The organism is Prevotella multiformis DSM 16608 (assembly GCF_000191065.1).
In the GTDB taxonomy this organism is placed as follows: domain Bacteria; phylum Bacteroidota; class Bacteroidia; order Bacteroidales; family Bacteroidaceae; genus Prevotella; species Prevotella multiformis.
This window is the reverse complement of sequence record NZ_GL872282.1, coordinates 578,403-592,305: the sequence shown is the minus strand read 5'-3', so window position 1 is coordinate 592,305 and position 13,903 is coordinate 578,403. Positions and strand designations below refer to the sequence as shown.

Genomic DNA, 13,903 nt, shown 5'->3' with positions numbered 1-13,903 from the left:
GTACCTTGCACCATAATAGTACAGGCCAGTTTCCTCATCGAACTGTTTGCCGTTGAACTTATATGGAAGGTCTTCACTGCTGCTGTGCTCATCAACCAACAACTCACCGTATGGCAAGTAAGCGTCATACTGCGTGATGTTGGCTTTATCATCTGTAATGTAGGACGTACTGCCAAGGTGATCACTGTGATAGAAGAAGGTTTCTTCTTTCGTAGTGTCAGTAGGGATAAAACCGTAACCGGCCTGCGGGTCATCAGGGTTACTCGGGTCGTTCCAGCTTACAGGTGGGCCGGGGCTGGTGTCCGGCGTGGTGTTGGGGCGTGGTGTCTGTACCCAGCCCTGCGGCACATCGTGGTTACCCAGCTCCCTGATGATGGAGTTGTAGCCGATGTGCGTGTTCTCGGGGTCACCATACGCACCCTTCATTGTAGGTACACCAGGTGCAATGCCCTGCTCCTTATAGTACGCTTCTTTCTGCTTCTGAATCTGATTCATGCGCTCCGCATAGTCCTGCTGACCGGCAGTTACGTATGAGCCGTTGCGCCCATAGACGTTATTAAACATACCCGTCCCTATCTTTGATGCTATGCGTTTGTCACCAAGGAAGTAATGCTTTGTAAAGCGATTCTTGTTTACAGAGAGGATTCTTGCAGGATAAAGTGTAAAGTTATCCGTCTCGTGGAAAGTAATACCCTGTGGTGCACCATTGATATACACACCCTCCATCGTACCGTAACTCTTCATGATACGCTCGCTGACATTTTTATGATAATTAGAATAAAAGTCAATCTTTTTTTAAATAAGTCTTACCTTTCCAACATATGCTCTTCCGTGTTACTTGTAGATAGTCACCTACTATATAATACCGCTCAAAAAAAGTATCGTCTATCATCGGGATTTTAATAAGGACAAAGTTATTTCCCTTTTTAATAGTATACTCTTGTTGTGAGTCAAATGAGACAATACCGTAGAAGCATCCATCAATAGAATGAGGTATAATATATTCTGGAGTTATTATAAATGAAAATGAAATCGTATTAATAGGCAGTTTTAAACTCGTGTTAGCTTTTGAATACGATATTTTGTATACCCTCAAGTTATTATCATATATTTCTATCCTTAAGTTTTGTTTCTTACAAGGAATCTGGAAAGTAACATTAATACTATCAGAAAGAGTTTCTTCTGAAAATTGACTGACATAGATACTTTTACGAATCACTGTCTCTAATGGATCTGAGCTAATCTTTAAAAAATCGGTATTTACTTTCTGGATTTTACATCTCGCTAAAGTATCATTACTCCATACAGCATTATGTCCCTGATGTAGCATGTAATAAAACATATTCTCTTTTATCTCAATTTCTGAACCGTCTATATTATAATATTTTCCTGTTATATTGTTTAATTGTGCTAAGGCTGTAACGTTATACAATAGGATAAACAAAATACTTAAACTTTTTCTCATCTCATTTTTGATTTACTTATTTTCAAACTTCTTTCATTTGCTTTTCTAACACTGACAGCATAATCGTAAATTATAGGATAAACTATCTGATGTTGATCATCCATTATATTACCAACAGATTGAAGATCTATACCATTTAGTCCCCTTCCGTATGTGTTGCCTGGGAATGTAGTATCGAAAGAGTATTGCATTCTGTATGCCTCTATTTCCATATTTGCAATAGCTTTCAGAGACTTTCCCGCATTGAGCAACTCTCCTCTTTTCCCAAACTTAAGTCCTCCTGAAGTTAACGATTGTCTAACATGAGTAATTTCGTTGATTGAAAGTGCATCAGAGGAGGTCTCTATATATACTTTTTCATCATCTCCTTGCCGAACGGTATGCCTCCCCCCCATTTATTCGTGTAAGAACATATATATTATTTTCATCTTGGCCTAACAAATCTATGTCAGATTTACTTTTGTTAAGATTAGAGATTCTACTTTCTGCTTCATTAATTCGTTTGTCTAATTTTTCTATTTTCCTCTCTGACAAGCCTTCTTTCGCCAATTTCTTCTGATAATTGGATATATCTTTACTTATAGAACTTATTTTTGTTTCAATTTTACTTTTTAGTTTTTCGGCCTCTTTAGGATCTTCCCATTTCATGCCCTTTCTATCAATCCATCTTATTGGATTATCTAAGCAATACGCATATGAAGAAATATTAGCGTATTTCTCTGCCAACGGATCCACCCCATACCAAATACTTGCCATAGGGTTCAAGTACCTTGCACCATAATAGTACAAGCCGGTCTCTTCATCGAACTGTTTGCCGTTGAACTTATACGGTAGGTCTTCGGATGATGAATGCTCGTCAACTAACAGTTCACCGTACGGCAGGTAAGCGTCATACTGTGTGATGTTGGCGTGGTCATCTGTGATGTAAGACGTGCTGCCGAGGTGATCGCTGTGATAGAAGAAGGTTTCTTCTTTTGTGGTATCATTAGGGACGTAGCCATAACCAGCCTGAGGGTCATCAGGGTTGCTCGGGTCATTCCAGCTTACGGGTGGACCGGGGTTGGTATTCGGTGTGGTGTTAGGGCGTGGTGTCTGTACCCATCCCTGCGGCACGTCGTGGTTGCCCAGCTCCCTGATGATGGAGTTGTAGCCGATGTGCGTGTTCTCCGGGTCACCGTACGCACCCTTCATCGTCGGCACGCCGGGGGCGATGCCCTGCTGCTTATAGTATGCCTCCTTCTGCTTCTGTATCAGATTCATACGTTCAGCATAATCCTGCTGACCGGCAGTGACATAACTGCCGTTGCGTCCGTAAACGTTGTTAAACAGACCCGTCCCTATTCTTGAAGCAACTCGTTTGTCACCAAGGAAGTAATGTTTTGTGAAGCGATTCTTGTTGATGCTGATTATCGAAGCAGGATAAAGCGTGAAGTTGTCCGTCTCGTGGAAGGTTATTCCCTGCGGTGCACCGTTGATATACACACCCTCCATCGTACCGTAACTCTTCATGATACGTTCACCGGCAGCGTTGTAAGTATAACGGCTTGTCTTACCGTTATCGCTTAAGACCATGAGTCGGTTGTCCTCGTCCCAGTACATCTCACGGGTAGTGTTCGTTGAGTCATTCGTTACCAGCGTTGGATTACCGTTGGCATTGTAGGTGTAATGATCGTGCCCAATCTGCGTTGGAGCCGTCGGATGGTTACTGTCCTCATACTTATAAGCAAAGTTATAAGACTTGGCAGTTGTCGTTGAGTCCACCTTCTGTACCTTCGTCAGCGGTTCACTCATCCGTCCGAACGACATCACCATATCATACGATGCACGCTTTGCCCTGCCGCTTGCATGGACAAGGCGGTTCAGTTCGTCATATTCATACGTATGCGCACTCCTTCCTCCCAGCTTCGCCCTGTTGAGTTTCGTAAGCGACGTCGGGTTGGCAGCATTCGTAATACCGAGGATATTATCCACGGCATCATACCGGTACTTGTTGTCCATCACCGTCTGACCCTCGATCGTCAGCTTGGCGTTCTGCAACCGCTCACGCTGCTTGTCAAAGGCATAGGTGGTCTCGGTACCGTTGCCCAGCTTTTGGTAAACGGTGTGACCGCCCTTGTCGTAGCCTATCCTTTCTACTATAACGCTCTGCTTACCCAGTTTATTGCCTGTAAGGCTTTCTATTTGTCCGGCTGCATTGTAATGATACGTCACCACCTCACCGTCAGGATAGGTCATCGTCCTTACTCTGTTCCATGAGTCATACGTTGCTCCATATACCCATGTACGGATGTCAGCAGTGCTGGCCACAACAGTGCATACGGTCTTTATTACCTCGCCCTGACGGCCATAATAGTAAGCCTCGCCGCCACTGCCGTCCTCAATAAGGGCGACACTGCCGGCACGACTATATTTGTCGCCTGCCTGTCCGTAGGTGTACGTAACACGGTTGAAGACGTTCTTGGGGTAGAGGATTTCCTTTAGACGCTCAAAGTCGTAGGTATAGGTGATGGTACCTTTCTCGGAGATACTCTTCTTAAGATTGGCTGTGAGCTTGGTTAAGAGGTTACCTGCCGGGCCATAGGTCATATCCGTCTTGCCTGCATCAGGATGGTTCACCTTTAGCTTTCTGCCCAGCTCGTCATACTCGTAAGTAGTAGTATGGCCATTGGGATGGGTAACTGTCGTTACCTGATTAACGGGGTCGTAGGCATAGCTGACGGTGATGTTCTCACCCCCTGCATGCTGAACGGTCTCTCTGTTCCTGCCTTTAGCATCGGTATAGCTCTCTGCCGTGTGGCCTAGGGCATCGGTTACCTTGGTCTCCAGCATTGTTTCACCCCCATGGCTTTGGATGGTGTAGGCACTCATTAATTTTCTTCATAACTTGCCTTTTAGTAAAATCACTATATATTCCTCTTCTTCTATTCCTTAAATGTAGAGTAAAACATTTTTGGGCTTTAGCCAATAAACCTTTTTTTAGATAATATACTCCTTCAAGATATTTCGTGTCATTCTTTATAGATTTAGCCCATTTTAAACCTTCTCCAGATTTACTATAGGCTATATGTATTGTACTAACACGTTTAATTTGTTTAATAATGACAAAAGCTTCATCTAGCCTATCCAAGTTCAGCAATGCAAATATATAATTATACTTAACCAAGTAGTCTGCGGAATTCAACTCAAACGCTTTTCGTGAATATTCATATGCTTCTTCCAATTGTTCCAACTTAGTACAAACATTGGATAGTTCCGTTAAGAAGAATGATTCATTATAATATTTTTTTGACATTTTTACTAAGAATAGTTTAAGATTATCCCATTGTGATTCGGCTTTAAGAAGTGACAATCTTTCATCTATTCGCTTCGTCTCCTCTTGCAGTAAGAAACCATTACTTCCCATTTTTACGTTTATTTGGATTTGCTTTCTTTTGATATTTTTTATTTTTGTCTCCCCGGTTACTATTTCGATTCTGTCCATATGAAGATCCGGCTCGATGAGCAGTGTGCTTATCACTAGTTGATTTTCTAGCACCTTTTGTATGCTCTGCAGCTAAGAAGATAGACTCTTTGGGACTGCTATTTGCACTTACAAACTCATTATAGACGTATGCTCCGAAGCCGACTAAGCCTACTATTGGTATTGCTATATCATCCACAGTTCCAATACCTGTAGCATCATCAGCACCTAAAACAATAATACTAGATGTCGCAAAGGTCATAATTGCTTGAGCTGTGGATGAACCATGTGGAGATGAGACAACAACTTTTTTATAATATACTTTTGTCCTTTTTGTACGTTGATTCTTCGGATAATTTACGATACGTCCATCAGTATCCACTAACTTCACCGGATTATCCAGCGTATACACATATCCACCCATACTTGCATACTTCTCTGCCAATGGATCCACTCCATACCACAGACTAGTCACAGGATTCATATATCTCGCACCATAGTAGTACAGACCCGTTTCTGCATCCATCTCCTTGCCATTGAACTTATACGGCATGTCCTCACTGCTACTATGTTCGTCGACAAGTAACTCGCCATAAGGTAAATAAGAGTCGTATTGAGTTATATTTCCTTTATCATCTGTTATATAAGAAGTAGAACCCAAGTAGTCACTATGATAAAAGAAAGTCTCTTCACGATTAGTGTCATTAGGGATATAGCCGTAGCCAGCCTGCGGGTCATCGGGACTTGTCGGGTCGTTCCAGCTTACAGGTGGACCGGGGTTGGTATTCGGTGTGGTGTTGGGGCGTGGAGTCTGAATCCAACCCTGTGGAACATCATGGTTGCCGAGTGTGTCAATGATAGAGTTATACCCTCGTTTTGTATTCTCGGGGTCACCATACGCACCCTTCATTGTAGGAACACCAGGTGCAATGCCTTGCTGCTTATAGTATGCCTCTTTCTGCTTCTGGATCTGATTCATACGCTCAGCATAGTCCTGCTGACCAGCCGTTACATATGAGCCGTTTCTTCCGTAAACGTTGTTAAACAGACCTGTTCCTATCCTTGAAGCAACTCGTTTGTTACCAATGAAGTAATGCTTCGTAAAGCGATTCTTGTTGATGCTGATTATCGAAGCAGGGTAGAGCGTGAAGTTATCCGTCTCGTGGAACGTGATACCCTGCGGCGCACCATTGATATACACACCCTCCATCGTACCATAACTCTTCATGATGCGTTCGCCAGCAGCATTGTAAGTATAACGACTCGTTTTGCCATTGTCAGAGAGTACCATCAGACGGTTGTCCTCATCCCAGTACATCTCGCGGGTCATGTTGGTTGAATCATTCGTCACCAGCGTTGGATTACCGTTGGCATCATACGTGTAATGGTCGTGACCAATCTGCGTTGGAGCCGTCGGATGACTGCTGTCCTCATACTTATAAGCAAAGTCATAAGACTTGGCAGTTGTCGTTGAGTCCACCTTCTGCACCTTGGTCAGCGGTTCACTCATCCGTCCGAACGACATCACCATATCATACGATGCACGCTTAGCCTTACCGTTTGCATGAATAAGGCGGTTCAACTCATCATACTCATACGTATGCGAACTCCTTCCTCCCAGCTTCGCCCTGTTGAGTTTCGTCAGCGACGTTGGGTTGGCAGCATTCGTAATGCCGAGGATATTATCCACAGCATCATAGCGATACCTGTTCTCCATCACAGTCTGACCATCCGCTGTAAGGTTCATCACCTGCAGACGCTCACGCTGCCTGTCGTAGGTATAGGTAGTCTCCGTGCCATTACCGAGTTTCGTATAGACCGTATGACCCTCCTTGTCGTAACCTATCCTGTCAACAATAACGCTCTGACGTCCCTGTTTATTGCTTGTCAGACTCTCCACCTGTCCTGCAGCATTATAGTGATAGGTAACCACTTCACCGTCAGGATAAGTCATCGTCCGCACACGGTTCCAACTGTCGTACGATGCGCCATAGACGTAAGTACGGATATCCGCCACGCTCGCCATCACCGTGCGCACGGTCTTTACGACTTCTCCCTGCCTGCCGTAGTAATACGCTTCACCGCCCGAAGCATCCTCAACGAGGGCAAGGCGACCGGCACGGTTGTACTTGTCGCCGGCCTTGCCGTAGGTATAGGTGACACGGTTGAAGAGATTCTCCGGATAGAGCACCTCATGCAGCCGCTCGAAGTCGTAGGTGTAGGAGATGCAGCCCTTGTCGGATATCGACTTCCTGAGCTCTGCCGTGAGCTTCGTCAGGAGGTTGCCCGCCGCATCATAAGTCATGTCCGTCTCACCCGCATCAGGATGATTCACCATCAGTTTTCGACCGAGCAGGTCATAGGCATACTTTGTCTCCCTGCCGTTGGGATGCTGGACGGTCATCACCTGACCGACAGGGTCATAGCCGTACTTCACCGTGATATCCTCACCACGGGCATGCTGCACCGTCTCCCGGTTGCGTCCTTTGGCATCCGTATAGCTCTCCGCATGTCGTCCCAGTGCATCCGTGACCGTTGTCCGGAGCATCGGTTCACCGTCATGGCTGCCGACAGTATAAGCCGTACGTGTCACACTGCCGTCGGCAAGCGTCACACCCGTGGTACGGTCGTGCGCATCATACTCCGTCTTTGCCTGCAGATCACCCACAGCAGGGCTGTAAGTGCCGATGCTGCCATGGCTCTCCGTCATCGGGTAATAAGCCGCAATATTACGTCCGAAGGCATCGATGACAGCCCTTCCACTGACGATGGAGACCTTTTGATTGCTTCCACCAGACCACACCACACCCGTCTGCTTTGCCTGGACGGCACGCATCAGCGAGTCGGCAAAGGTATAGGTATCAATGTTCCCCTCCTTGGAATAATGGACGGTATGAGCCTTACGTTCTGCAGGGAAGTACTCAAAGCGGATAGTAAACGGCTGACCGCTCTCTATCTCATACGGAGCACGGATAGTCATCTGTCTGCCCAGTGCATCGTAGGTGTATTCCATCTTCTGCCCATTGAGGTCGGTCGTTACAGACGGAGCATTCCAAAGACCATCATAAGCCGTGCTGGAGCTATAGCCGTATGCATCCCTGACACTTGTCACAAGACTGTGATAGCGGTCATCATAGGTGTAGGCATAGAACATACGCTGATGATTGTAGTTCTCCGGCTTCGTCATGCGTGTGATGTTGCCATAGCCATCGTAAGTCATGTTATAGACAGAAGGCTTGTCACCGTTATGGAGCATGATCTCCGTTATCTCACCGTTGCCGTCCACCTTCGTTGAGCGTTCACGGTAAGTCTTACCGCCACTGCTGACAGTGATATGGCTCGGGATACTGACGATATACTTGTCGGCTATCTTATGATAGCTGATGTCCGCCTCTAAGCTATAGCCCGTTGTCGTCTCCTTATATCCCTGCAGGTTACCATAGTCATCGTAAGTATTGCTGACAGCAACCGACAGACTGTCCCCACTGACTTCATCAAAGTTACTCTGAACGAGCGTCTTCAGGGCAGGGAAGACAACAGCGTCAGCCGTATTATTACCAACGGAAAGTGTCTTCAGGTCGTAGTCATATAGAGATCCCTGCAGTTTCTTTCCATCAGCGGTATAGAGATACTCACTCGTAACAAGTCCATGCGTATAGTAATCCCTGTTCTTGCCATAGGTCTGTACCGAGTAACGATAGAGTCTGTCACCGTTCTCGGTATCTATCTGATTGGTACGTACCTGCCTGAAACCATAGAAGTCACGCTCACGACGGTCACGATAGCCACCGCTGTATTCAAAAGTATTCCTGCTTCGTACCGCTCCGTTCTCCTTGTATCCACCTATAGTCTCAACAGATGACATCACCCAGCGACGTCCCGGCAAATCGTAACTTGGAGTTGTCTGCTCATAGCCGATATTGATATGTCCTCCGAAAGGAAGTGTCACGGAGCGCAGCAGGTTCGTTCTGCCCGTAAGGTTACGATAAACAATAAGCTGCTTTGCCCCATCAGCGACAATAATATCTGGATGTCCGTCACCGTCGATATCTCTCAAGGCTGCACTTGTGAAACTAACACCACTTGACCAAGATTTAGTAGCCTTAGCTGTAAATCTCAGTTTTAAAAACAGAATGTGTATTGGAATGGAAACAGCAAAATTACCATATTGAGAAACAGACGTTGCCAATGACTCATTGAAACGACCTTGTTGCTCTTCGGAATAAGGAATAAATCCAGATCCCGTATTCAACATTATGGTGAACTTGTCAGCATTACGAGTTACCATATCAGGTAAGCCATCGCCATTAACATCTATAAAAGATACATTATACTTTGTTGTTGTCTTCGTTCCATTGACGCCAAAAGATATATCGGCATTACCAAGTACCTCGATGGATGTACCAAGTCCTGCACCCCATGTGCTATTTTCAGAAGACTCCAATGACGTAACACCGCTACTCTCCTCATTTGTAAAGTCATATCCAAGACCGAACTTCACTTTATCACCAAAGAGCATATCAGGAAGTCCGTCACCATTAAGGTCAGTCCAATCACTTTCTGTATGAGAGGTTCCAGAAGTAAAGTTCCCACTTGCACTCACAGACACACTGGAGATAGCATTACCATTGGATGAATTATGTGTATCACTACCGCCTGGAGTTTCATCGTCTTGTGGTTTAGGGTTGATACTGATAGCTAAAGCACTCTTTGACGAAGCCTGTTTTGATAGACTTGCATCTGCACCAATAGTAGAGGAACTTGCTTTAAATTTTGGGTGCGTGACATTTAGTTTCATGCGATCTTCCCCAAGTGTACCCGTTGCTTTTGTGTATTGAGTAACAATATTGCCATCTACCTCTTCTAACCAATCAGGATAGCCATTACCATTGATATCCATTAGAGACACCTTGCTATAAGAAGTCTGTGTACTCTTGCTGCCACTGAGTCCTGCATAGGAGATTCCACCGCTTACACCATAGCCATTACTCTTTGACTCACTCATAAGTACAGGTGCAGACAATTCACCCGCATTTTTAGCATAATGCACACTGTCTATTATAATAGCATCCTCACCAATACGAGAGCTACAGATTGTATCCAAAGAGATAAAAACATGTTCAGAGCCGCCAACATACATTCTCTTGTTAGTATCATAACCCATAACAAAGAAACGCTGTTCATTGACAGGAGTAAGACTCTTTGCAAGTTGATTGCCATCGTGGGTAGAATGATAATGCTCGGCTATATCCTTATATTTATCTCTGTCAATGGTCAGTGCTGATACTTCTATTGGCTGGGAGGCATAAGCTTTATTGCCGTTATAAGCAAATTGTCCCCATCCTCGGTAGAGCCTGCCATAATCAATAGAGTTATACCCCGAGAAAACACAAGCCTCTAATGTATCAACAAGTACACGTTGTTCACCTGTTACTACCATTGATGTTGCACTCTGATAAGAAAGACTGTCTCGAAGGAAGTTTACTTTAGCCTGTCTCACACTTGCCAATTCATTCTCTATGGCAAAGGTTGCCGTTATCTTGCCTAAACTCAATCGTTTGATAAGTGTTGTGTCTGTAACTATGATAGTATCTACCTTGAGCGTATTGGAAGTATTCAGACGACAGGTGTGGCGCAATACGGGAAGTCCGTTTTGATCATGTAAAGTGAGGTAAACTGTAGCAGTATCTGTGTCATTCTTTTTATCTTCACGCACAACGGATAGTGTTGGAACAATAAAAAGTTTAGGACGGTATTGTCTATTCAATACGGTAACACCCTGTTTCAACACCTTGCTCCCTGCTATACTAACAGGCTTGTTGAACATCCTACGAGATGCCACAAAACGTACACGGTCTTGATCCGTCTCATAGAAATAGTTACCTGCCCATTGTACCTTAGTCCAATCAAGGGGAGAAGTGGTCGTGATTTCGAAGAAGTATGAAACAGAATCTTTCTCATCTATGTTACCGGTATAGTCATAGGAATCATTGACGATACTGTCAGCAGGAAGTTTAAGTCGTTTTACAATCGTTTCACCATGATGATCCAATCGTGTGACGATAAGTGTAACATCATCAGTAGTCTTTGCTTTCCTATAAGGGGCGTGGAGCGTAACCTTACCAGTACGATTAAAGATAGCTACATTGTTTTCACCCTCTATATAATCAGCTTTGCTGCTATATGTTTTTAAGTCTTCTGACAGATACCGATCCTTGCCAACAGGTAAAGAGACATAAGTAATTATAGGATTCCAAAGAACCCTGTCGTCCTCACCATCATATCGAGACTGAAGACGGAAGAAGATACGGTCGCCTACCTTTACATTACAATTAAGATTGTTGGTTTTGCTACCAGCTTGCAATAAAGAGTCACGAACCAAGAAACCGCCACCCTCATGTTGAATGCTGTAGATGATACCATCACCTTGATTGCTAAGCTTCTTTATAGTACTTTGTATGTTGACCCTGCCAGCAAAAGGTGCGCACCACATACGGACGGCATCATTCAGAGGATATTCCTTTTCCAAGGAGTCACGGATAACCTTATAGTCTGGTATAAAATGTTTATCAATAGGCGCTCCTTCACCAATAATAGGATTGGCAGTCACACTACTTGCAGGACTAAATGCTGGTTTTCCGTCTACAACATGATTGAAATATACCTGACCATTGACGGCTATATCGGTGAGTCCATCACTGTTAAAATCATAAAGATAGGTGGTAGTCTTGTCCTGATCCTTTGAATGGGTATAGGAAATTCCAACAGAAGCACCAAGTTTATTTGTAATACCAACTTCAACAGCAGCATCTGCATTAAGAGAACGACTGATACTATTACCTTCAGAGAAAGAGTTTACTCCTGATATCAGTAACGCTTTACCAAAGAGTAAATCCTTTCCATCTGCATTCATGTTTTTACGATAGAAAAGTTTGTTACCTCGTTTGAAAAGCTTATCAGGCAGTCCGTCACCATCAATATCTACGAAAGCAACTTTACCTGTATTTGAACTTTTGCTATTAGAGAAAGATGGACCGACGTTTACTGTTCCCCCAGTGAAACCTACACCTATCATTGTTCCCCTACCTGTAGTATGGCTTTTCGAAGCTCCACCACCAAGGAGACTAAGATAGTCATCACACCCACGAACCGAATGGCTGAGGAATGACTCATAGTCGTCAGATTGGGCCTTCCACAGTTCTGCCTTAGAAGAGAAAAGCCCATTTTTGAGGTCATTGTAATAGTCAAAGGATTGTGTAGCAACCTTACCATCCCTACTATCGTTCTGATCAATGCTCTTTAGCAGCATTTTGCCAAACGGCCCGTCTTCATAGTTTAAGGTATAGCTGCGGAGCTGCTGACCATTATTCTTCACAGTGACCTTACGGAGTAGCCCTTTGTCCCTTTGCATAATGCCAAGTCTTCCGCTACTCGTCACGTCTTTTCGTTCTGCGGCTGTAGAGTCAATATCAAACTCAATGCTGTACAGTCCTTCCGTCTCCCCGAATCCTGTCCAGGTATAACGTTCAGGATAAAGGTTATTGCCAGATTTCATGTAATGGAATGCGGCAAAGTTTCCGTGAACATCGGTAACACGGTCAAGTGCCCATCTGATACGGTTGCCCTTGGTGTCGGCAAGAGACGTGGCGTCACTGACATGGCCGCCGTGTCCGCCGTAACTGTAGACGGTGCCGTCCTTGCCGGTCACTTCCCAGTAATAGTTCTTCGGGCTGTTACCCTTTCGGATAATCCTACTGAACCCGCCTTCAGTCATTGGATAGAACTGCTTGTCCGCCTGTCTTGCCAGAGAGTCAGTCCTGCGGTAGAGCCGGTCACTGAGCTGCTGTCCCATGAGAAGATAGCTCTCACTTTCATACTGATCATCGAAACGTGGTACACCCCATCGGGTCTCGATGTCAATGCTCTGTACAGGAAGGCTCCATCCATAGCCTGCAAAGCTGCTGCCGCCCTCGCTGCTGTACTGTAAGCCGGCACTTACACCAATATCATTACGCCCTGCAGGAACTTCAAAAGGACAGGACAGTGTTGCCGTACCGTTCTGATTGGCTGACGGGGCTTCGATCTGCTGGATGCCCGCCGCAGGGTCGGCGGCCTTCAGTTCACTGATGCCTGTGGGAACATAGTTCTGTGTTTCGGGACTCTCCGGCACTTTGATGATGCCGTTGATGACATCCGTAAAGTGTGAAGTCTCTGCCATTGCCACCTCACGCTTGGTATCAATACCTTTCGACCGGAGCATGGTCCAGCGTTGGTGCAGTTCATCATAATAATAGGTGTGGATATCATCTACGGTATAGCCTTCCGGTATCAGCGTGCTGTCGTAAGGTACGGCGATACTTGCCGGATGATGGACGAAGTGATTGCCATGAGGCAGGAAGCGGTAACCTGACACGGTGTCCGTTCTTGCCATCAGCGTGTCACAGCCGCCTGTGACGTTCACCATACCTGTAGGCAAGGTCGGCAATTCTCCCCTTCTAAGTGGAGTAATACTGAGAACCTTGCCCTTTGCCATCGCCTCACGCGGTACGGCAAGCCGGGCACGTCCGACATTGAGCGTGTCGCTGTCGGAATTGGCAAAGAACTTGCTGACGGTACGTCTGCCTAAGTCTGCAAAAAGTCTTGCAGATTTCCTGTTCGCCTTGTGAGTATCTACACGATTCTCCTTGTCGTTTGGTACTACGCCCTTGGAGCTGCTCTTCAGGGATGAGCCTTGGATGCTGTCCTTGACCTGTTTCCGCAAGGGGGCAGCCTGTCGGGAAGTACAGTCTCCCCGCACGGAAGAAGCCGTGTCCGTAGTGGCATCAGCCTGCCCTGCCTGCCGGCCGCCGCCATTACAGGAGTTTAGCATGATCCCTGCTAGCAGCAGGAACGGAAGGAGGAGTGAATGTGCAGAATGCGTCATTATTCTTTCTGTTTTGTTTCAGGCCTGGAGGTCTTCAATATACATACTTGCGTTG

The 13,903-nt window shown here is 45.4% G+C and carries 5 protein-coding genes and 1 pseudogene; all 6 read right to left on the bottom strand.

Annotation, left to right across the window (positions count from 1 at the left end):
* Positions 1-756: pseudogene (locus HMPREF9141_RS13530) on the bottom strand (RHS repeat domain-containing protein); the annotation flags it as partial.
* 28 nt (positions 757-784) lie between these two features.
* Entirely contained in the window at positions 785-1,465 is a 681-nt protein-coding gene (locus HMPREF9141_RS02460; protein ID WP_007366860.1) for a hypothetical protein, read from the bottom strand.
* Positions 1,462-1,677, bottom strand: a complete 216-nt coding sequence (locus tag HMPREF9141_RS13240) for a hypothetical protein (protein WP_156792404.1) — start codon at positions 1,675-1,677, stop codon at positions 1,462-1,464. The genes HMPREF9141_RS02460 and HMPREF9141_RS13240 overlap by 4 nt, the downstream gene beginning before the upstream one ends.
* Before the next feature lie 148 nt (positions 1,678-1,825).
* Positions 1,826-3,772: an RHS repeat-associated core domain-containing protein gene (locus tag HMPREF9141_RS02450; RefSeq protein WP_503121330.1), complete on the bottom strand. Its 1,947-nt coding sequence runs from the start codon at positions 3,770-3,772 to the stop codon at positions 1,826-1,828.
* 526 nt (positions 3,773-4,298) lie between these two features.
* A complete protein-coding gene (locus HMPREF9141_RS02445) occupies positions 4,299-4,868 on the bottom strand; it encodes a tetratricopeptide repeat protein (RefSeq protein ID WP_007366857.1) in 570 nt (189 codons plus the stop codon).
* Positions 4,858-13,848: a SpvB/TcaC N-terminal domain-containing protein gene (locus HMPREF9141_RS02440; protein ID WP_007366856.1), complete on the bottom strand. Its 8,991-nt coding sequence runs from the start codon at positions 13,846-13,848 to the stop codon at positions 4,858-4,860. Before HMPREF9141_RS02440 ends, HMPREF9141_RS02445 begins: the two co-directional genes overlap by 11 nt.
* Between the last annotated feature and the right edge of the window lie 55 nt (positions 13,849-13,903).

Bases quoted from the DNA above. Each gene is read 5' to 3' on its own strand.
- HMPREF9141_RS02460 (WP_007366860.1), bottom strand. From the start codon at position 1,465: ATGAGAAAAAGTTTAAGTATTTTGTTTATCCTATTGTATAACGTTACA.
- HMPREF9141_RS13240 (WP_156792404.1), bottom strand. From the start codon at position 1,677: ATGGAAATAGAGGCATACAGAATGCAATACTCTTTCGATACTACATTC.
- HMPREF9141_RS02445 (WP_007366857.1), bottom strand. From the start codon at position 4,868: ATGGGAAGTAATGGTTTCTTACTGCAAGAGGAGACGAAGCGAATAGAT.
- HMPREF9141_RS02440 (WP_007366856.1), bottom strand. From the start codon at position 13,848: ATGACGCATTCTGCACATTCACTCCTCCTTCCGTTCCTGCTGCTAGCA.